We start from the raw sequence: 23,591 nt of genomic DNA, 5'->3' as shown, positions 1-23,591 counted from the left end.
ACCGCTCCCGTGGCTGCCCAGGTGACGCCCGTCTTCCTGCGCGACATCAGCTGGATTCGCGGAGCCCTCCAGACCGCTGTGGCGCTGGAGCACTCCACCATGCCGCTGTACTGCGCGGCCATGTATTCCCTGGAGGTACAGAACTACCCCTCCTACAACACCATTCGCTCGGTGCTGATGGAAGAGATGGTCCACATGGCCATCGCCGCCAACATGGTTGCCGCCCTAGGCGGCACACCGCGCATCGCCACCCTGGACCCGGCCTACGCCACCCGCGGTCTTCCCGGCGGCGTGGCACCCGACCTGCCGGTCATCCTCGCGCAGCTCTCCCCGCGTTCGCTGGAGAACTTCATGCGTCTGGAGGCGCCGGACTATCTGCTCGACTCCCGGCAGCGCGCTGCGGTCTACCCGACCATCGGCGCCTTTTACGACGCGATCCGCGAGGCGATCGACAACCACAAGGACGCCCTGCGGCGTGCCGTCGAACAAGGCGGGCCGGCCAATCAGATCGGTGGCAATCTCGGCTACCTCACCTTCGAGCCGGCCGAGGGCGCCGATCCCGTGGAGAAGTTCCACGCCGGGCTCGATCTCATCACCGAACAAGGCGAGGGCCGGGGAACCGGAACAGTGGAAGCCGGTGAGGACTTCCAGCGGGAGGGGTCCCACTACGCCCGCTTCGCCGAACTGCGGTACGGCCGGCGTTATCTCGCTCCCGAAGAGGGCATCGGGATCACGCGGGAGAACGAGGCCGCCTTCTTCCAGGGTGAAGAGATCGTGTGGCCGGTGGTCATCAATACCCTCGCGGTCCCCTCCGACGGCTATGCGGCCGTACTGGCCGAAGACCCGGACGCGGCGGAGGTCCGTAAGGAACTGGCAAGGTTCGACGACGCCTACACCGAAATGATGGCCTGTCTCGACCGCGCGTGGAACGGCCCGGCGGAAACCTGGTGGCCCTCCCTGGGGGCAGCGGTGACGCAGATGGACCAGATGCGGGTGAGGTCGTGTTTCACCATCATGCGCCACCGGGTGCCCGCGCAGGTCATCGGCCGCCTCGAAGAGCTTTACCCGCGTCAGTACAAAGCGCTTGCGCGGTACACCGAGCTGAGTCGGCCGGTTTTCTACGGACCCCGCTTCATCAACAACAACGGCGTCCGCTGATCCCCTAGGGTCTCCTGGCGGCTTCGGCCGTGAGGCCACCGGACGGCCCTGCCGTACTTCCGCGCCGCGCGGGGCCCACCAGACACTGTTCAACAAGGGGGAACGTCACCGTCGTGACACGTACACGTGGCACCTTTCCATTAGGTGGTCTGCTGGCCCTGGCCACTGCCGGGTTCCTGACCATGCTGACCGAAACCGTCCCTGCCGGTCTCCTGGGTGATGTCGGTCGCGGACTCGATGTCTCCGAGGCCCAGGCCGGTCAGCTCCTGACCGTCTACGCTGCCGGGTCCGTCATCGCCGCCATACCCCTGACCTCGCTCACGCGCGGTCTGCCCCGGCGGCCCCTGCTCGTGGCCACTGTCGCCGTCGTGGCACTGGTCAACATCCTCACCGCCGTATCCGACTCCTACGCGCTGACCATGGCCACCCGGCTCGTCGCCGGTATGGGGGCGGGGGTCCAGTGGGCCATGATCGCCGGATACGCCATGCGGCTGGTCGACGAGCCGGTCAAGGGCCGGGCCCTGGCCGTCTCCATGGCCGGCGTGCCCACCGCCCTGGCCTTCGGCGTCCCCGTGGGAACGTACGCCGGAGATCTTCTCGGCTGGCGCTACACCTTCGCCGTCATGGGCGGACTCGCCCTCCTCGTCGCCCTGTGGATCCTCACCACCGTGCGCCCCTTCCCGGGCGAGGAGGCCGCCACCCGCATGCCGCTGCGCCGCGTCTTCCTACTGCCGGGCCTGGTGGCCATCCTGGCCTCTGCCCTGCTGTTCGAGATCGGCCACATGAACCTCTACACCTATGTCGACCCCTACCTGCGGCGCGCCGGTCTCGGGGACGCGGTGAGCCCGGTTCTGCTCGCGTTCGGCGTCGCCGCCATGGCCGGGCTGTTCGCCGCCGGAGCGTTCATCGACAGAAACCTCCGTGCCGTCGTCATCGGTACGCTCGGCCTGTTCGCCGCCTGTATGGCCCTGTTCGGGCTGCTCGGAACCGAGGCGTGGCCGGTCGTCGTCGTGATGTTCGGCTGGGGATCGGCCCTCGGTCTCGCCCCGACCATGTTCCAGGCCGCGTCCGCCCGCGCCGCCGGACCGGCTGCCGATGTCGCCCAGTCGATGATCGTCACCGTGCTGAACGCGGGCATGTCCATCGGCTCCGTCACCGGCGGTGTCGCTCTGGGCTTCGGCGGTGTGGCCGTCCTGCCGTGGATCTCGTGCGCCGTCTTCGTGCTGGCGGCCGCCATCGCGGTGGGCGCGCGCCGCAACGCCTTCCCCGCACCGGTCACGGCACACGCGGCGCAGCCGGAAACCGAGCGGGAGAATGTGGCGTGAGCGACTTCTACCACGTCTGTTTCACCGTCCCGCATCTGGAGGCGGCGATGCGGGACCTGACCACGGCGGCAGCCGTCCAGTGGAGTGAGCCGGTCGAGGCATCGATCGGTGAGTGGGACTACCGAATCGTGTTCACCGCCGGCGGGGCGCCGTACATCGAGCTGATCGAGGCCCCGCCCGGCGGCCCCTGGGGTGATACGAGCAGGCCCGGATTCCACCACCTGGGGTGGTGGACCTCCGACTTCACGTCCGGTACGGACAGGCTCTCCGCGGCCGGCTTTCCGCAGACGTTCAGTGGCTGCCCCTTCGGGCGGCCGTTCGCCTACCACCGCCTCGACAGTCTCGGCGGGCACGTCGAACTGGTCGGACTCGGCCGCCAGCCCGTCTTCATCGACACCTGGAACCCCGGCGGAGACCCGATGCCCGCCATCAACGAGGAGGCATACCCATGGAACCCGTCACGCTGATCACCGGCGGCTCCACCGGAATCGGGGCCGAAACCGCGCGCCGGCTCCTCGAGCGGGGACACCGGGTGGCCGTCACGGCCCGCCGCGCCGAACGGCTGGCGGAGTTCGCCGACAGTACCGGCGCGGCGAAGGACCAGCTCATGACGCTGCCCGGGGACACCGCCGACGCCGAGCACGTGCGCCGGGCCGTCGACCTGACCGTGCAGTCCTGGGGGCAGCTGGACAACGTCGTCGTCAGCGCCGGATTCTCCCTCCCGGGCACGCTCGCCGACCACGTGCCCGAGGCGATGCGTTCGATGATCCTCACGAACGTCCTCGGGCCCGCGCTCGTCGTCCAGGCCGCCCTGCCGCATCTGAAGGACACCAAGGGGCGGCTGGTTCTGGTCGGTTCGGTGGCCGGCGTGAAGAACACGCCCGGCAACCTCTACTCGGTCACCAAGTGGGCCGTGCACGCCCTCGCGGAGAACACCCGGCTCATGGCCACCCCCGACGGAGTGGGCGTCACCCTGGTGGCGCCGGGCATGGTCGACACCCCCTTCTGGGAGAACCGCGGCGGACGTCCCAACGCACCGGTCATGACTGCCGGGCAGATCGCCGACTGCGTCCTGTTCGCCCTGGACCAGCCGGAGGGAATGGACATCAACCACATCCAGATGCGCCCCATCGGCCAGATCAACTAGTGCCGGGACCGGCCCGGGGGCCGGGCGCGGCATCAGGCCCGCCCGGCCCCGGCGCCGCTACCCCTTCGGCCTGGGAGAGTCCACCCCCGGGCGGGGCTTGTGCCACAGTCCGCGGGTGAAGTCCGGTATCTCCTGCGGCTCGCCCTTCGCCTTGATCGAGGCGTGGCTCAGCGGCACCGGCGCGCTCCACACCGCCGCGTCGTAGACGTCGAAGTCCGGTACCAGCCCGAGCTGGAAGCACTGCATGAGCCGGAACAGCATGATGTAGTCCATGCCGCCGTGGCCGCCGGGCGGGTTGGCGTGCTCCTTCCACAGCCAGTGGTCCCACTCCGCGTACTTGCTGAAGTCGCCCCACTGGTCGTCGGTGTGGTCGGGCTCGATGTAGATCCGCTCCGGGTAGTCCTCGAAGACGCCCTTGGTGCCGCCGAGGCTGTTGATGCGGCTGTAGGGGTGCGGCGTGGACACGTCGTGCTCCAGCCGCAGCACCCGGCCCCTGGCGGTCTGGATGAGGCTGAAGGTGCGGTCGCTCTCGATGTACGACTCCTTCCAGCTCGGGTCGCCCGGCGGCATGTGCGCCGCGCGGTACTCGGCGAGTCCCAGCGCGGGCGTGCCGAAGCTGGAGATGCGCAGGACCCGGTCGCCGCGGTTGACGTCCATGTAGTTGGCGATCGGCCCGAAGCCGTGGGTCGGGTAGAGGTCGCCGCGCAGCCGGGTGTGCCACAGCCGCCGCCACGGGCCCTCGTAGTAGTCCGGGTCGAACATCAGCTGGCGCAGATCGTGGTTGTACGCGCCCGCGGCGTGCAGCAGTTTGCCGAAGCGGCCCGCGTGCGCCATCCGCAGGACGCGCATCTCGTTACGGCCGTAACAGCAGTTCTCCACCTGCATGCAGTGCCGGCGGGTGCGCTCGGAGAGGTCCACCAGCTCCCAGAGGTGGTCCATGCGCATGGCGAGGGGACACTCCACGCCGGCGTGCTTGCCGTTGAGGAGCACGGCCCTGGCCATCTCGAAGTGCCAGTCCCACGGTGTGGCGATGTAGACGAAGTCGAGGTCGCCGCGCTTGCACAGGTTCTCGAAGTCGTGTTCGCCCTTGCTGTAGACGGCCGGTGCCGGCTGCCCGGCGCCGGTGACCAGCTGAACGGCCTTGGCCGCCTTGTCCTTGACCGGGTCGCAGACCGCCACGACCCGTACGCCCGGGATGGCGAGGAAGAGGGGCAGCATGCCCATGCCGCGGTTGCCCAGGCCGATGATGCCGACCCGTACGGTGCTGCGCCGCTCGAACGGTACGCCGATCATGGTCTTGTACCGGCGTCGGGGAGCCGCCGCCCCGGCCGCCGCCGCTTCCGCCGCCGACCGGCCGGCATCGGCCGCCGCGGCGCTGCCCGCGCCCAGTCCGCCGATCCCCAGGCCCGCCCCCGCCGCTCCGGCGGTCCACAGGACGGAGCGCCTGGTGGGTCTCGGTCCGTCGTGACCGGCGCCGTCCTCGTGACCGTCGTGCTCGTGGGGCTCGTGGCGCTGCGATGGTGCCTCGTGCATCGGTCCTCCAAAAGGAACGGATGGTGCGTGGCGGAAGCGTGAACCTCGGAAAGGACCTTGACGGTTGAGCGGTACGAGGCACAAGAGGGCCGTTCGGACGGATTTCCCGGGTGGGCGGCCTCGGCACCGGCAGCGACCGGCGCGCACCACGACCGCCGGACGCGTCGGCGACCTGCGGGTGCCGGGTGGGGACGGCTTACGCGTGGACGCCGCGCAGTACGTGGCTGCCGCCGGTTACGTCACGGGCTGAGGAGCCGTACGGCACGTCCGTCTCTCCCTCAAACCCCCACCCGCGTCGCCTTCTCCAGGGCGATCAGGGCCGAGTGGTAGCCCCGCCCGCCGGTCGCGTGGTCCATTCCCACCTCGCACATCCGGTTCGCCGACAGGTGCGCGTCGAAGTGACGGGACGTCACCTCGGCCGCCTCCTTGGCGGTCGCCGCCTCGGTCAGTTCCTTGTGCAGCAGGCCGCGGTCGCCCGCGAAGGCGCAGCAGCCCGCGTCGTCCGGGACGACGACCTCCGTCGCGCACGCCTCGGCGACGGCGCGCAGCTGCGCCTCGTCGCCCAGGTGCCGCATGGAGCACGTCGGGTGGAGTACGGCGGAGCCGACCGTACGCCGGATCTCCAGGTGCGGCAGCAGTTCCTCGGCCGCCCAGACCACGGAGTCGACGACGGTCAGCTCGGCGTGCAGCTCCCGGTTGTCCGGGGTGAGGTACGGGACGACCTCGTGGGCGATGCCCAGGGTGCACGAGGACGCGTCCACGACCAGCGGCAGCCGTCCGCCCGCGGTCCAGCCCCAGGCCGCCTCGACGATGCGGTTGGCCATCACCGCGTTGCCCTCGTCGTAGCCCTTGGAGTGCCAGATGGTGGCGCAGCAGGTGCCCGTGACGTCGTCGGGGATCCACACCGGCTTTCCGGCGCGCGCGGACACCGCCACGACCGCCTCGGGAAGGGAGGGCCCGTCGAAGCCGTCCGGTTCCCCGAAGATGCGGTTGACGCAGGCCGGGTAGTAGACCGCGCTGGCTCCCACCCGCCGGGTGACGGGCAGTTTCCGGGCCGCCGCGCCGGGGATCTGCGGCAGCCATTCCGGTACGAGGTCGGGCCGTACGGCCTTGCGGGCCGCGACCGTCAGGGACTTCAGCAGCCGGTCGCCGCGCTCTCCGCCGAGCCGGTCGCCGATCTTCGCGGCGGCGGCCACCGCCAGCCGCGCCGACCGCTCCACCGCCGTGAAGTGCCGGGCGGTCAGCGCCGCGGCGCGTTCCTCCGCGGGGGAGTGGCGCCGGTGCCGGAACTCCTTCATCATCGCGCCGGTGTCGATGCCGACCGGGCACGCCAGCTTGCAGGTCGAGTCGCCCGCGCAGGTGTCCACCGCGTCGTATCCGTACGCGTCCAGCAGGGCGCCGGTGACCGGTGACCTCGGGGTCTGGCGCATCATCTCGCGGCGCAGCACGATGCGCTGGCGCGGCGTCGTGGTCAGGTCCTGGCTGGGGCAGGTCGGTTCGCAGAAACCGCACTCGATGCACGGGTCGGCGACCGCCTCCACCTGCGGGATGGTCTTCAGGCCGCGCAGGTGCGCCTTCGGATCGCGGTCGAGCAGGACGCGCGGGGCCAGGATGCCGTGCGGGTCCACGGTCTGCTTGATACGCCACATCAGCTCCGTGGCGCGCGGCCCCCATTCCAGCTCCAGGAACGGCGCGATGTTGCGGCCGGTGGCGTGCTCGGCCTTCAGCGAGCCGTCGAAGCGCTCGACGGTCAGGGCGCAGAACTCGTCCATGAAAGCGGCGTAGCGCTCGACGTCCGCGGGCCGGGCGGCGTCGAAGGCGAGCAGGAAGTGCAGGTTGCCGTGGGCGGCGTGGCCCGCCACCGCCGCGTCGAAGCCGTGCCGGTCCTGGAGTTCGAGGAGCGCCGTGCACGCTTCGGCGAGCCGGGACGGCGGTACGGCGAAGTCCTCGGTGATCAGCGTCGTACCGGAGGGGCGGGAGCCGCCCACCGCGGTGACGAACGCCTTGCGGGCCTTCCAGTACCCGGCGATGACCGCGGCGTCGCGGGTGAACGTGTTGGTGACGGACGCGACGGGGGCGACCAGCTCCAGCCCCGCCAGCACCTTCCGCGCGGCCTCCTCCTGGGCCTCCCGCGCCGCTTCGTCGGGCGCGCGGAATTCCACCAGCAGCGCGGTGGTCGTCTTCGGCAGCTCCGCCCAGTCGGCGGGCACCCCGGGCACGCTCACCGAGGCGCGCAGCGTGTTGCCGTCCATCAGCTCGACGGCGATTGCGCCCGCCTCGTTGAACAGCGGTACGGCCGCCGCCGCGGCGCTCAGCGACGGGAAGAACAGCAGGGCGGTGGAGGTGTACCGGTTCAGCGGCAGCGTCTCGAAGACGGTCTCCGCGATGAAGCCGAGGGTGCCCTCGGAGCCCACCGCGAGCCCGCGCAGGATCTCGGCCGGTGTCGCGCCGTCCAGGAACGCGTCCAGCCGGTAGCCGTTGGTGTTCTTGATCTCGTACTTGGCGCGGATCCGGGCCACCAGGTCCGGGTCCGCCTCGATCTCCGCCTTCAGCGCCAGCAGGCCCGCGCACAGGGCGGGCTCGGCGTGCGCCAGTTCCTCGTCCGCGGCCGGGTCCCCGGTGTCCACGATCGTCCCGGAGGGCAGGACGAGCGTGACCGAGGCGAGCGTCCGGTAGGAGTTGCGGGTGGTGCCCGCCGTCATGCCGGACGCGTTGTTGGCCACCACCCCGCCGAGCGTGCAGGCGATGGCGCTGGCCGGATCGGGGCCGAGCAGCCGGCCGTACCGGGCGAGTGCGGCATTGGCCCGTACGACCGTGGTGCCGGGCCGGATGCGGGCCCGGGCACCGTCGTCCAGTACCTCGACGCCCGCCCAGTGCCGCCGCACGTCCACGAGGATGTCCTCGCCCTGCGCCTGCCCGTTGAGCGAGGTGCCGGCGGCCCGGAAGACGACGTTGCGGCCCTTGCCGTGCGCGTAGGAGAAGACCGCGGAGATGTCGTCGACGTCCTCGGCCAGCACGACGACCTGTGGCACGAAGCGGTACGGGCTCGCGTCGGAGGCGTACCGGACCAGGTCGGAGACGTGGTGCAGCACCTTGTCCGGGCCGAGCAGCGCCACCAGGTCGTCCCGTAGCCGTTCCGGTGTGCCGGACGCCTGCCGGTCGGCCACCCGGTCGTGGTACGGCCCTTCGGTGGCGGCCGGCCGCAGCGCCTCGGGCTTCGGTTCCAGCAGGGGCATGACGACGTACCTCCGGTCCGCTCGGCTCGCTCAGGTGGCGTCCCGGCGTCCGGAACGGCCACCCGGGCCAGTGTTTCAGCAGCGTGCCGCCGACCCGTCGACCAGGGTGGACAACAGGCCGCCGAGCACGTCCCGCTCTTCGGCGGTCAGTGGGGCCAGGATGTCCCGTGCGGCGGCCCGGCGCGCGCCGCGCAACGCGCGCAGCGTCGAACGGCCGGTGTCGGTCAGTTCGATCCGTACGACCCGGCGGTTGGCGGGGTCGGGCACCCGGCGCACCGCGTCCTTCGCCTCCAGCGCGTCGACCAGCGTGGTGACGGCCCTCGGGACGACCTCCAGGCGCGCGGCCAGATCGGCCATGCGGGGCGGCGCCTGGTCGTGGTAGTGGTCCACGATGCGCAGCAGCCGGGTCTGCGCGGGGGTGAGGGCGATGTCGAGCGATGCCATGTGCCGCTGCTGCGCGCGGTGCATGCGGCGGGTGAGGCGTACGAGTTGTTCCGCGAGGTCGGGTTCGGTGGCGGCCGGGTCGGGGAGGGACATGGCCGGAGGGTATCAGGACCAAGCTCATTGTGAGTATAGGTAACAATGAACTATGCTCGGCGGGTCCCGGCCCCCGTACCCCTTCCGAAGGAGCCCATGCGCCCCGACGAACCCGAGTGGACCCCGCCGCCCCGCGACCCGGCCCAGCCGGCCCAGGTGCGGCGCATCCTCGCCCTCTTCCGCCCCTACCGCGGCCGGCTGGCCACGGTGGGCGTGCTGGTGGCCGCCTCCTCCCTGGTCTCGGTCGCCTCCCCGTTCCTGCTCCGCGCCGTGCTGGATGTGGCGATCCCCGAGCGGCGTACCGGCCTGCTCACCCTGCTCGCCGTCGGCATGATCACCACCGCCGTGCTGACCAGCGTCTTCGGCGTTTTGCAGACCCTGATCTCGACCACCGTCGGCCAGCGCGTCATGCACGACCTGCGCACCGCCGTCTACGCCAAGCTCCAGCGGATGCCGCTGGCGTTCTTCACCCGCACCCGCACCGGCGAGGTGCAGTCCCGCATCGCCAACGACATCGGCGGCATGCAGGCCACCGTCACCTCCACCGCGACCTCCCTGGTCTCCAACCTGACCTCGGTGGTCGCCACCGTCGTCGCCATGCTCGCCCTCGACTGGCGGCTGACCCTGGTCTCCCTGCTGCTGCTCCCGCTCTTCGTCTGGATCAGCCGCCGGGTCGGCAACGAGCGCAAGAAGATCACCACCGCACGGCAGAAGCAGATGGCCGCGATGTCCGCCATGGTCACCGAATCGCTCTCGGTCAGCGGCATCCTGCTCGGCCGCACCATGGGCCGCGCCGACTCCCTCACCGGGAACTTCGCCGCCGAGTCCGAGCGGCTGGTCGGCCTGGAGGTCCGCGCCAACATGGCCGGCCGCTGGCGGATGGCCACCATCGGCATCGTCATGGCCGCCATGCCCGCCGTCATCTACTGGTCGGCCGGACTCGTCCTCCAGCTCGGCGGCCCCGCGTTCTCCCTCGGCACCCTCGTCGCCTTCGTCACGCTCCAGCAGGGCCTGCTGCGCCCCACCGTCTCCCTGCTGTCCACCGGCGTGCAGATGCAGACCTCGGTCGCGCTCTTCCAGCGCATCTTCGAATACCTCGATCTGCCGGTCACCATCACCGAACCGGCCCACCCGGTACGCCTGGCCGAGCCGCGCGGTGAGATCCGCTTCGAGAACGTGACGTTCGCGTACGACCACCAGGACCGCGGCCCCGACGCGCCCGCGGTGCCCGCCGCGGCGACCCTGCGCGACATCGACCTGACCGTCCCGGCCGGCAGCAGCCTGGCCGTCGTCGGGGCGACCGGCAGCGGCAAGAGCACCCTGAGCTACCTGGTGCCGCGCCTGTACGACGTGACGGCGGGCCGGGTCACCCTGGACGGCACCGACGTGCGCGACCTGGACTTCGACTCGCTCGCCCGCGCGGTCGGCGTGGTCTCCCAGGAGACGTACCTCTTCCACGCCTCCGTCGCCGACAACCTCCGCTTCGCCAAGCCGGACGCCACCCACGAGGAACTCGAAGCCGCCGCCCGCGCGGCGCAGATCCACGACCACATCGCGGCCCTGCCGGACGGCTACGACACCCTCGTCGGCGAGCGCGGCCACCGCTTCTCCGGCGGCGAGAAGCAGCGGCTGGCCATCGCCCGGACCATCCTGCGCGACCCGCCCGTCCTCGTCCTCGACGAGGCCACCAGCGCGCTGGACACCCGGACGGAACACGCGGTGCAGCAGGCCATCGACGCGCTCTCCAAGGGCCGTACGACGATCACCATCGCGCACCGCCTGTCCACCGTCCGCGACGCCGACCAGATCGTCGTCCTCGACGCGGGCCGGATCGCCGAACGCGGCACCCACGAGGAACTCCTCGCCGCCGGCGGCCGGTACGCGGCCCTCGTACGGCGTGACGCACACCTCGTGCCCCACGGTGACCAGCCCCTGTCCGCCGACCTGACCCCCGGGTAGGGGCGGCCCCGGCCGCACCGGACCGCCCCCGAAATGCGCGGGTGCGCCACCCGGCTGCGCCTCTAGGGTGAGCCGCATGCCTTCCCACCCGGACCTGCCGCCCTTCGAGTTCGCCTATCCGGGCCCGCTGCGGGACCGGCTCGTCGCCGCCGTCCTCTCCGGTGCCAAGACCACCACGACGGGCCTGCTGGCGGACTACGGGCACGCGGGCGATCCGCTGCCGCGAGCCGGTGACCGCTACCAGGTTCCCGCCTCCGACGGCCGCCCCGTCGCCGTCATCGAGGTGACGGACGTACGGGTGCTGCGCCTGGTCGACGTGGACCTGCGCCACGTGCTGGACGAGGGGGAGGGCCACGCCACCGTGGCCGACTGGCGGGCCGACCACGAGAGCTTCTGGCACGGCCCGCAGATGCGCGAGGCCCTCGGCGACCCGGAGTTCAGCGTCGACGACGACACCCTGGTCGTGGCGGAACGGTTCCGGGTCGTCGAGCGTTTGTAGGGCGGCGGGGCGGGTTCAGAGCTCCGCCAGGCCGATCGCCTCCGCCATCGCCCGGTATCCCGCGTCGTTCGGGTGTTTGTGGTCGCCGCTGTCGTAGGCGGGCCGCAGGGCGTCCGGGTTCGACGGGTCGGCGAGGGCCGTCGCGAAGTCGGCGACCGCGTCGAACGCGCCGGAGCCGCGTATCCACGCGTTGATCTCCCGGCGCTTCGCCTCGGATGCTGGGGTGTGGTATTCGGCGCCCTCGAACGGCAGGAGCGTGCCGCCGATGATCCGTACTCCGGCCGTGTGGGCTTGCGCGATCAGGTTGCGGTAGCCGGTGATGACCGCTTCGGCGGACCGGTCCGGGTTCGGGCGGTACGTCGGGTACGTGGCCGGGTCCACCTCGCTGAAGCCGATGTCGTTGAGGCCGGCGAGCACGATCACGGTCCGTACCCCGGGCTTGTCCAGCACATCCCGCCGAAAGCGCGCTGCGGCCCGCTCGCCGAACCATGGCGCGTCGCTGAGCAGCAGGTTTCCGCCGATTCCGGCGTTGAGGACCGGGCGGTCCAGGCCCGCTTCGGCCAGCCGCCCGGCGAGCGCGTCCGGGTAGCGGTGGTCGGTGTCGGGGGTGGAGGAGAAGCCGTCGGTGATCGAGTCGCCGAACGCCACCACGGTGTCCCGCCGGGCCGGGCCGGCACCGGCCAGTTCGACGTCGGCGAGGAAGTACCAGGAGACCGTGGTCTCGGTGAAGACCGCCGGGTCGGCGGCGGTCAGCTGGTCGCCCGCGGCGCGGTAGGCGGTGGCGAACGCCTGGGCGTGGAAGGTCGCGGGGCCGGTCGGGCGGGCGAAGTACAGGCTCACCGTCAGCTTGTCGAAGGGGGCGGCGGGGACGTCGGCCGCGTCGCTCCAGACCTCGCCGCCCGCCGGGACGCGCACGGTTCCGGCGCCCGCGAAGGTCAGCCGGCGTGTGGTGCCGTCCTGGACGGCCGCGCCCCGGTCCGTACGGGCGAGGGTGGCGCCGGTGATCTCCAGCGGGGCCGTGCCGTAGCGGTTGGAGAGCTTCACGCGGGCCGCCGTGCCGGAGCCGGTGACCCGGACGACCTGACGCACCGTCTGGTCGGCGAACCCCTCCTCCGCCCAGTTCTTGTCGAAGCCGGAGCTGGGGCGCTGTACGGCGGTGCTCCAGCCGGCCTGCCACACGATGGCGTCGCTCATGACGGTCACTCTCTTCCCGGTCGTCGGTGCGGTGATCATGAGTCTGCCGAGCGGGCGCGCGGCCACCCAGCCCTCCGGGCTGCGTACGCACCGGGTGCCTACCCATGCGAGGGTCACCCTGCGGCCGAAGGCGGGAGCCGGGGACGGCGAGCGGGTGAGCGGCGCGTCACCGCCCGGTCGGTCGAAGTTGGCGCAATCTTGATCGTGATAGGGCAGAGGGCGTGCCGAGGGGAGTTTCATGCGGTCACCCCCGGCAAGGCACCCGACACAGACCTCTCACCGGACGGCACGCACACCCCTACGGACACACGGAGGCGACGTGGTCGACAGCGCACCCGGCCGGCCCGCGGCCGACGACGGACACCCGGCGGCCCGGCAGGCGGCCCGCGCACCCACCGGCCCGAACGGCCCCACCAGCTCGACCGGCCCGACGGACGCGACCGGCCCCACCGGCCCGACCCATGCGACCGCCTCGAACGGGCGCCCGGCGCGCGAGCCGGGCCGCCGCGGCGTCCTGACCGCCACCGCGGCGGCCGGCCTCGGCCTCCTCACCGCGTGTGCCGGCAAGTCGGACGGCGACGCGGCACCGGCCGGCGCGGCGCCGCCCCGGACCGCGGACGCCGGGAAGAGCAGCCCCTCGCCCGGGCCGGCCAGGAAACGGCCCCAGCTGCCGCGCGGGGGCCGGGAGCTGTTCCCCCGTCACCGGCTCGTCGGCTTCTGCGGCCTGCCGGGCTTCGCGGCCCTCGGCCGCCTCGGCACCGGCGGCCTGGACGAGCGTGCCCGGGAGATCGAGAAGCTCGCCCACACCTACGCCGCCGACCGCGAGCCGCTGCCCGTCCTGGAGCTGCTGGCGGTGGTCGCCAACGCCGAGCCGGGCTCCGACGGCACCTACCGCTCCCGTACCTCCGCCGACACCGTCCGCCGCTTCCACGCGGCGGCCCGCAAGCACCGCGCGCTGCTGCTCCTGAACATCCAGCCCGGCCGCGCCTCGGCCCTCGGCGAGGTCAAGGCGCTGCGCGAGTGGCTGGTACACCCGGACGTGGGCATCGCCCTGGACCCCGAGTGGGAGATGGGCCCCGGCGAGACGCCCGGCGACACCTACGGGAGCACCGACGGCCGCGAACTCACCGAGATCGCCCGCTATCTCTCCGGCCTGGTCCACGAGCACGACCTGCCGGAGAAGCCGTTCATCTTCCACCAGGTGGCCGGCTCGGTGGTCCGGGACCAGTACGCCTTCCGGCCGCAGCCCGGTGTCGCCGCCGTCAAGTGCGCCGACGGGATCGGCTCTCCGGGGCTGAAGCGGGAAACCTGGAACCACCTGGTCAGGAAGCTGCCGCAGGGTATGCACACCGGCTTCAAGCTCTTCTACGACGAGGACACCGAGGGCAGCCGCCTGATGACGCACAAGGAGGTCCTGGCCCTGCGCCCGCAGCCCGAGTACATCATGTACGAGTAGGTCATGCACGAGTAGGGCGTCCCGTGTACGAGCAGGACGCCACCGGGCCACGGGCAGGGTGCCCCCGCCGGGGCGGGGGCACCGGCGTCACGCCGGCCGCAGCCGGTACGCGTAGCTGTAGACCCGGTCGGCGTGCAGCACGTACTTCTCCAGCGGCGGCGCGCCCCAGGAGTCGTTCCCGCCGACCCCCGTCTGGCGGTGGTTGACGCCGAGGAAGGTCTCGGGGCGCCGCTTCAACTCGTACGGGTGCTCATGCCGCTCGCTCTCCAGGTCGGACGGTGCGAAGTGCAGGGCGCTCAGCTCCAGCAGCGGCGCGCCGTCGCCGGGCTCCGCGCGCACGGTCAGCCCCGTACCGTCGCTGGCGGTGAGCGAGGCGCTGCGCACATCGGTCACGTTGCCGGTCTGCTGGGGCCGGACGTACGGGCCGAACTGGGCGTCCACGCTGCTGCGGTAGCGGCCGACGAACGCCGCCGTACGCCGGTCCCAGTAGTTCTCGTGCGGCCCCCGCCCGTACCAGCCGAAGGTCTCCAGCCCGGCCGGTACGGTCAGCAGCGCGCCCACCATCGGCAGGTCGGGCAGCCCGGCGCCCGGCGTGAGCGTGTGCCGGACCCGCACCTCGCCGTCGCCGCGCACGGTGAAGACGGTGTCCCAGCGGGAGGCGGCGGGGGCGGTGGGCAGGGTGGCCGAGACCTCGACGGTCACTTCCGAGGCGGACGGCTGCGCTGCCGTCACCCGCGTCACGGTCCGCTTGGCGCCCGCCTCGCGCCAGGTGCGCAGTGAGGTGTGCGCGCCGCGGCCGATGTCGTTGTCGGTGGGGCCGCGCCAGAAGTTGGGCACCGGCCCGGCGGTCAGCAGCGTCCGCCCGCGGTGGCGGTAGGCCGACAGGGTGCCGCTCGCCTTGTCCAGGACGAGTTCCAGGTCCCGCCCGCTGACCGTCACGGCCCGGTCCGTCTCGGTGAGGTCGAGCGGCGGCAGCCCGGCGGGGGAGGGGCCGGCGGGCGCGGGGGCGTGCCAGGGGAGTGCGAGCTGTTCGGCGGCGACGCTGTGGCCCGCGTCCGCCCACCGGGTGGCGTGCCGCAGGACGAAGGACAGGTTCAGCCAGTACTCGGCGCCCGGGGCGGGCCGTTCGGGCCGGGTGAAGGGAATCCGTACGGTCGCGTCCTCGCCGGGCGCGGCCTGTGGCGCGGGGAGTGTGCCGTGCTGGATGCGCTCGCCGTCCTGGGTGACCTCCCAGCGCAGCTCGTAATCGTCCAGCCCCAGGAACAGCTGCCGGTTGGTGATCCGTACCGTACCGGCGGCGAGGTCGGCGGCGGCTGCCCGGACGGCCTGGTAGACCTTCTTGACCTCGTGGATGGCCGGGTGCGGCACGCGGTCGGCGGACACGATGCCGTTGCAGCTGAAGTTCCAGTCGGTCGGGTAGCCGGGGTGCCAGTCGCCGCCGTAGGAAAGGTAGGTGCGCTGCGGGTCGCCGGGGACGGGGAGGCGGATGGCCTGGTCGACGAAGTCCCAGATGAAGCCGCCGTGCAGGTTCCGGTAGCGCTCGAAGACATCCCAGTATTCCTGGAAGTTGCCGGTGCTGTTGCCCATGGAGTGGGCGTACTCGCACAGGATGAACGGCTTGGGGTTGCCCGACTTCCCATAGCGCTCCACCTCGTCCGGCTTGGCGTACATCCGGCTCTCGATGTCGGCAACCGCGTTCATGCCCTCGTAGTGCAGCGGGCGGGACGGGTCGCGGCGGCGCGTCCAGTCGGCCATCGCCACGAACGTGAGCCCCTGGCCCGCCTCGTTGCCCAGCGACCACACCACGACGGACGGGTGGTTCTTGTCCCGCTCGACCATCGACCGCATCCGGTCCACGCACGCCCCCGTCCACGCCGGGAGGCTGCCGGGCAGCCAGTCGCGGACCCCGTGCGACTCCAGGTTGGCCTCGCCGACGACGTACAGCCCGTACTCGTCGCACAGGTCGAGCCAGCGCTGGTCGGCCGGGTAGTGGGAGGTGCGGACGGCGTTGATGTTGTGCTGCTTCATGAGGCGGATGTCCTGGAGCATCCGTTCCTCGGGGACGGCCTGCCCGTGGTCGGGGTCGGTCTCGTGCCGGTTGACGCCGCGGAAGACGACCGGCCGGCCGTTGACGGTGAGCCGGCCGGGCCCGTAGGAGACGGAGCGGAAGCCGACCCGGGTGCTCTGCACGTCCACGGTGCGGCCGGTTGGTCCGGTGAGGGTGAGCACGAGCGTGTAGAGGTTCGGGGTCTCGGCGGACCACAGGGCCGGGGCCTGGACGGTGGCCTGCGGAGCGACCGTGACGTCCGGCCCGCCGGTGAAGCGGACCGCGGCCGTCAGCGGCGCGGGCAGCACCGGCCGCCCCCGCCCGTCGTACAGCACCGCTTTGAGCCGGTGCTCGCCCGCCGCTGCCGCGCCCCGGTTGCGCACGGTCGCGGACACGGTCAGCTCCGCGTCGCGGTGCGCGGCGTCCAGAGCGGTGCGCACGTGCAGGTCCTGGAGATGCACCGGCGCGAGGGAGTACAGGTACACGTCGCGGAAGATCCCGGACAGGTCGATCATGTCCTGGTCCTCCAGCCAGCTGCCGTCGGACCACCGGTAGACCTCGACGGCCAGCACGTTCGTGCCGGGCCGCAGCCATTGGGTGATGTCGAACTCGGCCGGGGTGTAGCTGTCCTCGCTGTAGCCGGCCCGCTCGCCGTTGACCCACACGAAGAACGCGGACTTCACGCCCTGGAAGGAGAGCAGGGTGCGGCGGCCGTCCCAGTCCGCGGGCACGGTGAAGGTACGCCGGTAGGAGCCGACCGGGTTGAAGCCGTGCGGCACGTGCGGCGGGCGCGGGTCCTCGTACCCGATCCACGGGTACTTGACGTTGAGGTAGATCGGCTCCGGATAGCCCTCGATCTCCCAGTTGGACGGCACGGTGATGTGGTCCCAGCCGCTGTCGTCGTACCGGGGCGCGAAGAAGTCGCGGGGCCGCTCGCCGGGGTTCTTCGACCAGTGGAAGCGCCAGCGGCCGTTGAGCGAGCGGTAGTACGGGGACGCGGTGAACCTCCCGTCCAGCGCCGCCCCGGCGTCCGCGTACGGGACGAGGCGGGCGCGGGCCGGTTCGCGGTTGACCTGGAAGATCCGCGGCGCGGCGTCCCACGCGTCGCCGGCGGCGGGAGCGGCACCGGCCGTGGCGGCGAAGGACCGTTTCTGGGCGGCGAACGCCGCCCACCCGGCCAGCGCGGCGCCGGTGGTGAGGAACGACCGGCGGTTGATGCGGCGTACGTTCATGCGACAGCTCCGAACGCAAGGCAACAGGAAGCGTCAGGGTCGAACCGGCACGGTGCTCAACACAAGCCCACCGCTGGCCACTTCACGCCGCCGCCCTCCCGGGCGCCTCACTCCTTGAGGAGGATCACCTCCAGCTTCCGCGGCCCGTGCACCCCCTCCACCCGGTCCAGCTCGATGTCACTGGTCGCCGACGGGCCCGAGATCCACGTCAACGGCCGCGTGGGGTCCAGCCGTTCCAGCGCCTGCGGCACCGAGTCGACGACCTGGTCCGGGACCCGCACGACACAGATGTGGTGATCGGGGACGAGCGAGATCCGGCGGCGCCCCTGGTCGGGCGAGCCGTCCAGGACGATCGTGCCGGTCTCCGCGACGGCCACCGCGCAGCCGGTGACGACACTGTCCACCGCGTCGAGCCGGCGCGTGGTGCTCTCCGCCCGGTCGTGGACGGGGGTGGCATCGGCGGCGGCCGGCCACCGCGGGTCCAGCCCCGGCGGTACGAGCACGGAGCGCGCGCCGTGCTCGTTCAGCAGGCGCTTGATCAGCATGTGCACGTCGTCCTCGCCGGAGTGATGCACCAGCGCCCGGTACTCCGCCAGGTTCTCCGCCAGCAGCGCCACCCGCTCCTCCGCCGTGCGGGAGCCGTGCACACGCAGGTAGTCGCGCGGCACCGGCGGGTCTTCGGGCCCCTCGCCGCGCGGTACGTCCGCCAGCGCCCGGCGCACCCGCGCCAGCACCACATCCCGGCTGCTCACTTGCCCCGCTCCTCTCCACGCGTACGCCGCCACCAGTCGCGGAAGGACTCGGCCGGCACCGGCGGCAGGTCCCGGGTGTCCGACCAGGCGTGCCCCGGCCCCGGCAGCCAGCGCGGATGCAGCCGCCGGGTGCGGCCCGCCAGCCGCTGGCCCGCCCGCAGCACTCCCGGGTGGTCGAAGGCGAATCCCGCCGCGCGCATCACGGCCCGCTCCGCCGCGTGCCCCTTGGCCGGTTTGAGGACGGTCTTGACCCCGCGCCGCGTCACCTTGCCGCCCTGCACCACCCGCTCCCGCAGGTGCACCAGCACCTCCGGGATGTCGATGGCCACCGGACACACCTCGTAGCAGGCGCCGCACAGCGATGAGGCGTACGGCAGCGAGGCGTCCAGTTCGCTCGCCGTACCGCGCAGCTGCGGGGTGAGGATCGCGCCGATCGGACCCGGGTACGCCGAGCCGTACGCGTGCCCGCCGGCCCGCTCGTACACCGGGCACACGTTCAGGCAGGCCGAGCAGCGGATGCAGCGCAGCGCCTGGCGGCCCACCGTGTCGGCGAGGGTGTCGGTGCGCCCGTTGTCCAGCAGCACGAGGTGGAAGGTGCGCGGGCCGTCCCCGTCGGTCGTCCCGGTCCACATCGAGGTGTACGGGTTCATCCGCTCGGCGGTCGAGGAGCGGGGCAGCAACTGGAGGAAGATCTCCAGGTCCTGCCAGGTGGGCACCACCTTCTCGATGCCGACGACGGAGATCAGCGTCTCCGGCAGGGTCAGGCACATCCGCCCGTTGCCCTCGGACTCCACGACGACGAGTGTGCCGGTGTCCGCCACCATGAAGTTGGCGCCCGAGATGCCGACCTTCGCGTTCAGGAACTTCTCGCGCAGGTGCAGCCGCGCCGCCTCCGCCAGCTCGTTCGGCGCGTCGGACAGCCCCTCGGGCGCCGGGCGGCCCCAGCGGCCCATCCGCTCGCGGAAGATGTCCCGGATCTCACCCCGGTTGCGGTGGATCGCGGGCACCAGGATGTGCGACGGCAGATCGTCGCCGAGCTGCACGATCAGCTCCGCCAGATCCGTCTCGTACGCGCTGATGCCCGCCTCGGCCAGCGCCCGGTTCAGCCCGGTCTCCTGCGTCGCCATCGACTTGACCTTGACGACCTCGCGCTCGCCGGTCTCCCGCACCAGCCGGGCGACGATGGCGTTGGCCTCGGCGGCGTCCGCCGCCCAGTGCACCTGCCCGCCGGCCGCGGTCACCGACTCCTCCAGCTGCTCCAGGTAGTGGTCGAGGTGGCGCAGCGTACGGTCCTTGACGGCGGCGCCCGCGGCCCGCAGCCGCGCCCAGTCGTCCAGCTCGGCGACCGCCTTGGCGCGCTTGTCGCGGATGGTGTGGGTGGCGTACTGCAGATTCGCGCGCAGCCGGGTGTCCTGCGTGGAGGACGCGGCGGCCGCGGGGAAGGCGGGCATGCCGAGGTACGTGCCGCTCACCGCGGGCTCCCTTCCGTGGCGGAGGCGCGGGCGGGCTCCCGCGCGTCGGCTTCCGTGGCGGCCAGGATCTCCGCGATGTGCACGGGCCGGGCCGCCGCGCCCTCCCGCCGGAGCATGCCGCCGATGTGCAGCAGACAGGAGTTGTCGACCGTGCAGACCGCCTCCGCGCCCGTCTCCCGGACGGCCCGCACCTTGTCGGCGCCCATCGCGGCCGACACCGCCGGGTTCTTCACCGCGAAGGTGCCGCCGAAGCCGCAGCACTCCTCGGCGCCCGGCAGCTCGCGCAGCTCCAGCCCCCTGACGTGCTCCAGCAGCCGGCGCGGCCGGTCACCCAGGCGCAGCATCCGCAGGCCGTGGCAGGTGGGGTGGTAGGTGACGGTGTGCGGGTAGTACGCGCCCACGTCCGTCACCTTCAGCACGTCCACCAGGAACTCGGTCAGTTCGTACGTCTTCGGCACGGTGTTCGCCGCGGCCTCGGCCAGGTCCCGGCCGCCGCGCCCCTCGGCCGCGGCCCGCTCCGCGATCCGCGGGTAGTTGTCGCGCACCATCGCCGCGCACGAACCGGAGGGGGTGACCACGTAGTCGTAGTCCCGGAAGGCCCGGTCGAAGCGGCGCACCAGCGGCTCGGTCAGATGCCGGTAGCCGGTGTTGAACTGCGGCTGGCCGCAGCAACTCTGTTCCTCCGGGAATCCCACCTCGACGCCGAGACGTTCCAGCAGCGTGATCACCGCCCGGCCGGTGTCCGGGTGGAGCGTGTCGTTGATGCAGGTGACGAAGAGTGCTACACGCACGTTGCCATCTCCTTTCGGCCGCCGTGACCGCTGGCGGCGGGCCGCCCCACCGGTACATGATCACCTGTCGGCTCATCCTGCCCCAGCGGCGGGCCGAGGAGAAGGACCCCGAGCGGAGGACCATGACACGTGCGGAGCAGGCCGCGGACATAACGGAACAGGGAGCGCCGGACGGCGCGCCGCGACGGGTGTCGCAGCTGCGCCAGCTGGCCGCGGCGTCGGTCGGCAACGCGGTGGAGTGGTACGACTGGTACGCGTACTCCTTCCTGGCCGTCTACATCGCCGACCGGGTCTTCCCCGAGGGCACCGGCAACTCCCTGGTGCCGCTGCTGTCCACCTTCGCGGTGTTCGCGGTGGGCTTCTTCATGCGCCCGATCGGCGGGCTGCTGATGGGCGCGGTTGCCGACCGCCGGGGACGCCGCGCCGCGCTGACCGTGACGATCCTCCTGATGGGCGGCGGCAGCCTGCTCGTCGCCGTCACCCCCACCTACGCGGCCACCGGCGTGCTGGCACCGGTCGTGCTCGTGGTCGCCCGGCTCGTCCAGGGGCTCTCGGTCGGCGGGGAGTTCGCCGCCTCCACGACCTTCCTGGTCGAATCGGCGGGACCGGGCCGGCGCGGGCTGTTCTCCAGCTTCCAGTACGTCTCCACCACCGCCGGCCAGCTGCTCGCGTCCGGCACCGCCGCCCTGCTGGCGGGCGTCCTCACCGACGGCCAGATGGGGCAGTGGGGCTGGCGCGTGGTGTTCCTGATCGGCGCGGTGCTCAGCCTGATCGGTCTGTGGGTCCGCAGCGGGGCGCGCGAGACGCGCAGCGCCGAGCAGCGCGCCGCCACGCGCCCCGGCCTCTTCGAGGCGCTGCGCCGCCACCCGCGGCAGTCCCTGCTGATCTGCGGCATCACCGCGGGCGGCACCCTCGCGTACTACACCTGGACCACCTACCTGCCCACGTACGCGCAGGTCAACGCGGGCTTCGACAAGAGCCAAGCGCTCACCGCGGGCACCCTGTCGCTGCTCTTCTTCACGGTGCTCCAGCCGCTCGGCGGCATGCTCTCGGACCGGATCGGCCGCAAGCCGCTGCTGCTCGGCTTCGCGCTGGGCTTCGCGGTGCTCGCCGTACCGCTGCTGCACCTGGTGACCGACGCGTTCTGGTCGCTGCTGCTGGTGCAGTGTGCGGGCATGGTGCTGCTGACCGGTTACACGGCGGTGGCCGCGGCCGTGAACGCCGAGGTCTTCCCGGCGCGCGTCCGGGCCGCGGGCATCGGCTTCCCGTACTCGCTGACCGTGGCCCTCTTCGGCGGCACGGCGCCCTATGTCGGCACCTGGTTCAAGCAGGCCGGGCACCCTGACCTGTTCCCCTGGTACGTGTCCGCGCTCTGCCTGGTCTCCTTCGTCGTGTACCTGACGCTGCCGGAGACCGCGAAGCAGAAGCTGGAGACCTGAGGCACGGGTGCGCGCGGGCCGTCCGCGGTCCGCGCGCACACCGGACGGCCCGCCCGCCGGATCACGGCCCGGACGTCACCTGCGGGCGACGATGGCCGCGTTGGCGCCGGGCGCCTCGAACGGCACCTTGCGCACCTCGGAGAACCCGGCGTCGACCAGCCAGGAGCTGTACTCCGCCGCCGTGTAGTTGCGGCCGCCCTCGGTCTCCACCAGCATGTTCAGGCTCATCAGGGCGGCCGGCGCGGGCCCGGTCAGATCGTCGTCCACCATCAGCTCGCTGATCACCAGGGTGCCGCCGGGCGGCAGTGCCGCACAGCACTTGTCGAGCAGCATGCGGTTGGTGGCCTCGTCCCAGTCGTGCAGGATCATCGACAGCACGATGACGTCGTGCCCGCCGGGGAGCGCGGGCTCGGAGAGGAAGTCGCCGGGGTGGGTGCCGATCCGGTCGGCGAGCCCGGCGTCCGCGATGTTGCGGTCCGCGACCGGACACACCTTCGGCAAGTCGTAGACCGTCGCCTTCAGGCCCGGGTGCCGCCGGCACAGCTCGATGGCGTACGCGCCGGAGCCGCCGCCCACGTCCAGCAGCCGCGTCCCGGCGGTGAGGTCCACCACCTCGCCGAGCCGCTGCGCGGTCCACGACGACACCGCGTGCATCGCCTCCCAGAAGACGGACAGCAGCCCCGGGTCCTCGGTGTCGAACAGGTGCAGCTGCTTGTCCGGGTCCCAGGTCGTGGGCCGGTTGGTGCGCACCGCCTCGCCGAGCCGGCCCCAGCCCGGGTACAGCCGCTGGTCCAGCATCCGCAGCCAGCCGCTGAAGTGGTACGGGCGGCCGGGCACCAGATAGGCGTCGGCCAGCGGCGAGTTGACGAACCGGCCGTCCCCGCGGCGTTCCAGCAGGTCCAGCGCCGCGCAGCCGGTCAGCAGCATCCCCGCGGGCCGTGTGCCGATCTCCAGCTCCTCGGCGCACTCCTCGACCGTGCCGCCGCCCAGCCGGTCGAGCAGGCCGAACAGGCCCAGCTCGTCGGCGGTGGCCAGCGTCTTGAACGCCCAGAACCCGGTGGCTAACTGCATCAGCGGCAGCGGGGATGCGGTCGGCGCGACGGGGAGCGGGGATGCCATGGGATGCCTCCTGGGGATCGTTGCGGGGGGTGGTACGGGGGACGTGCGGGGGACGCACGGAAGTTCACGGACGCGAACATACGTCCGCGTCCGTGATCACTACCACCGCGGGGAGGCTGTCACACACGGAAAACGGGCACCGCTCGGCGGTGCCCGTTTTCCGGCCGGGTCAGGGCGCCCGGCCCTGTCAGGACGACCGGTCCTGCCCGGGGGCCCGGCCGTGCCGGGCGGCGGTGTGGCCGTGTCCGTCGCCCGTTTCCACGGTGCCGCCCAGCGCGGCCCGGAGCGGTGCCAGCGCGCTCGGGGACGGGCCGGTGACCGACCAGCGGGTGCCGACGAGATATGTCCCTCCGTACGCCTGCGCCTCGGTGAGCCAGGCGCGCTTCTTGGCGTCGCTGCTGAAGGTCAGGATGCGGAAGGCCCCCGCGCCGGTGGTGCAGCCGCCTTCGCGCAACTCCTGTGCGTCGACGATGATCTCGGCGCGGCAGCCGAGGACGGCGGCGATCCGCGCCATCGGCACCGGCGGGCCCGACGCGGCGGGGGAGGGGAGGGCGTGCGCGGTCCGCGGGGGGCGCTGGGCGGCCGGCGCCGGGCCGCCGTTCGCGTAACCGGCCACGACGATCGCACAGGACAGACCGCCCGCCGCGAGCAGGGGCAGCACCGGGCCGGACGGCGGTCTCATGGCACGACGACCG

The 23,591-nt window shown here is 72.3% G+C and carries 18 protein-coding genes; 8 read left to right on the top strand and 10 right to left on the bottom strand.

Annotation, left to right across the window (positions count from 1 at the left end):
- The first annotated feature begins 9 nt into the window (after positions 1-9).
- From ACH4FX_RS03715 to ACH4FX_RS03700, 4 genes are read left to right on the top strand one after another with little or no spacing between them, the layout of a single operon-like run.
- Positions 10-1,158 carry a ferritin-like protein gene (locus tag ACH4FX_RS03715; protein WP_398474775.1) on the top strand — a complete coding sequence of 383 codons (1,149 nt, stop codon included), beginning with the start codon at positions 10-12 and terminating at the stop codon, positions 1,156-1,158.
- A 29-nt stretch (positions 1,159-1,187) separates the two neighbouring features.
- Positions 1,188-2,483: an MFS transporter gene (locus ACH4FX_RS03710; RefSeq protein WP_398474774.1), complete on the top strand. Its 1,296-nt coding sequence runs from the start codon at positions 1,188-1,190 to the stop codon at positions 2,481-2,483.
- Positions 2,480-2,950, top strand: a complete 471-nt coding sequence (locus ACH4FX_RS03705) for a VOC family protein (protein WP_398474772.1) — start codon at positions 2,480-2,482, stop codon at positions 2,948-2,950. The genes ACH4FX_RS03710 and ACH4FX_RS03705 overlap by 4 nt, the downstream gene beginning before the upstream one ends.
- A complete protein-coding gene (locus ACH4FX_RS03700) occupies positions 2,932-3,630 on the top strand; it encodes an SDR family oxidoreductase (protein ID WP_398474770.1) in 699 nt (232 codons plus the stop codon). Before ACH4FX_RS03705 ends, ACH4FX_RS03700 begins: the two co-directional genes overlap by 19 nt.
- Before the next feature lie 57 nt (positions 3,631-3,687).
- Here ACH4FX_RS03700 and ACH4FX_RS03695 read toward each other — a convergent pair whose 3' ends face one another.
- From ACH4FX_RS03695 to ACH4FX_RS03685, 3 genes are all read right to left on the bottom strand, one after another.
- Positions 3,688-5,163 (bottom strand): Gfo/Idh/MocA family protein, encoded by a 1,476-nt coding sequence (locus ACH4FX_RS03695; RefSeq protein WP_398474768.1) that lies wholly within the window; start codon positions 5,161-5,163, stop codon positions 3,688-3,690.
- A gap of 278 nt (positions 5,164-5,441) precedes the next feature.
- A complete protein-coding gene (locus ACH4FX_RS03690; RefSeq protein WP_398474766.1) occupies positions 5,442-8,399 on the bottom strand; it encodes an FAD-binding and (Fe-S)-binding domain-containing protein in 2,958 nt (985 codons plus the stop codon).
- A gap of 75 nt (positions 8,400-8,474) precedes the next feature.
- Complete coding sequence (locus ACH4FX_RS03685; protein ID WP_398474764.1) at positions 8,475-8,936, bottom strand: MarR family winged helix-turn-helix transcriptional regulator; 462 nt, start codon at positions 8,934-8,936, stop codon at positions 8,475-8,477.
- A 96-nt stretch (positions 8,937-9,032) separates the two neighbouring features.
- On the opposite strand from ACH4FX_RS03685, the gene ACH4FX_RS03680 reads away from it, so the two are divergent.
- On the top strand, positions 9,033-10,895 hold the full coding sequence (locus ACH4FX_RS03680; protein WP_398474762.1) for an ABC transporter ATP-binding protein: 1,863 nt from the start codon (positions 9,033-9,035) through the stop codon (positions 10,893-10,895).
- A 76-nt stretch (positions 10,896-10,971) separates the two neighbouring features.
- A complete protein-coding gene (locus ACH4FX_RS03675; protein ID WP_398474760.1) occupies positions 10,972-11,394 on the top strand; it encodes an ASCH domain-containing protein in 423 nt (140 codons plus the stop codon).
- Positions 11,395-11,409: 15 nt separating this feature from the next.
- On the opposite strand, the gene ACH4FX_RS03670 is transcribed toward ACH4FX_RS03675, so the two are convergent.
- A complete protein-coding gene (locus ACH4FX_RS03670) occupies positions 11,410-12,588 on the bottom strand; it encodes an SGNH/GDSL hydrolase family protein (protein ID WP_398474758.1) in 1,179 nt (392 codons plus the stop codon).
- Between the two features lie 319 nt (positions 12,589-12,907).
- On the opposite strand from ACH4FX_RS03670, the gene ACH4FX_RS03665 reads away from it, so the two are divergent.
- Positions 12,908-14,044, top strand: coding sequence for a hypothetical protein (locus ACH4FX_RS03665; protein WP_398474756.1), 1,137 nt, complete (start codon positions 12,908-12,910; stop codon positions 14,042-14,044).
- An 87-nt stretch (positions 14,045-14,131) separates the two neighbouring features.
- On the opposite strand, the gene ACH4FX_RS03660 is transcribed toward ACH4FX_RS03665, so the two are convergent.
- The 4 genes from ACH4FX_RS03660 to ACH4FX_RS03645 all read right to left on the bottom strand — a co-directional run bounded on the left by ACH4FX_RS03660 (position 14,132) and on the right by ACH4FX_RS03645 (position 20,338).
- On the bottom strand, positions 14,132-17,323 hold the full coding sequence (locus tag ACH4FX_RS03660) for a glycoside hydrolase family 2 TIM barrel-domain containing protein (RefSeq protein WP_398474754.1): 3,192 nt from the start codon (positions 17,321-17,323) through the stop codon (positions 14,132-14,134).
- Between the two features lie 107 nt (positions 17,324-17,430).
- Complete coding sequence (locus tag ACH4FX_RS03655; RefSeq protein ID WP_398474752.1) at positions 17,431-18,075, bottom strand: lactate utilization protein C; 645 nt, start codon at positions 18,073-18,075, stop codon at positions 17,431-17,433.
- Complete coding sequence (locus tag ACH4FX_RS03650; RefSeq protein ID WP_398474750.1) at positions 18,072-19,547, bottom strand: lactate utilization protein B; 1,476 nt, start codon at positions 19,545-19,547, stop codon at positions 18,072-18,074. The genes ACH4FX_RS03655 and ACH4FX_RS03650 overlap by 4 nt, the downstream gene beginning before the upstream one ends.
- Positions 19,544-20,338 carry a (Fe-S)-binding protein gene (locus tag ACH4FX_RS03645; protein ID WP_398474748.1) on the bottom strand — a complete coding sequence of 265 codons (795 nt, stop codon included), beginning with the start codon at positions 20,336-20,338 and terminating at the stop codon, positions 19,544-19,546. Before ACH4FX_RS03645 ends, ACH4FX_RS03650 begins: the two co-directional genes overlap by 4 nt.
- Before the next feature lie 122 nt (positions 20,339-20,460).
- Here ACH4FX_RS03645 and ACH4FX_RS03640 point away from each other — a divergent pair, with 122 nt between their 5' ends.
- Entirely contained in the window at positions 20,461-21,777 is a 1,317-nt protein-coding gene (locus ACH4FX_RS03640) for an MFS transporter (RefSeq protein WP_398474746.1), read from the top strand.
- 75 nt (positions 21,778-21,852) lie between these two features.
- On the opposite strand, the gene ACH4FX_RS03635 is transcribed toward ACH4FX_RS03640, so the two are convergent.
- Entirely contained in the window at positions 21,853-22,896 is a 1,044-nt protein-coding gene (locus ACH4FX_RS03635) for a methyltransferase (RefSeq protein ID WP_398474744.1), read from the bottom strand.
- 187 nt (positions 22,897-23,083) lie between these two features.
- Positions 23,084-23,578, bottom strand: a complete 495-nt coding sequence (locus ACH4FX_RS03630) for a hypothetical protein (RefSeq protein ID WP_398474742.1) — start codon at positions 23,576-23,578, stop codon at positions 23,084-23,086.
- Positions 23,579-23,591: the final 13 nt, after the last annotated feature.

This window comes from Streptomyces sp. NPDC018019 (assembly GCF_044327805.1).
GTDB lineage: Bacteria > Actinomycetota > Actinomycetes > Streptomycetales > Streptomycetaceae > Streptomyces.
The sequence above is the reverse complement of the archived record's forward strand: the minus strand, read 5'-3'. Positions and strand labels throughout refer to the sequence as shown.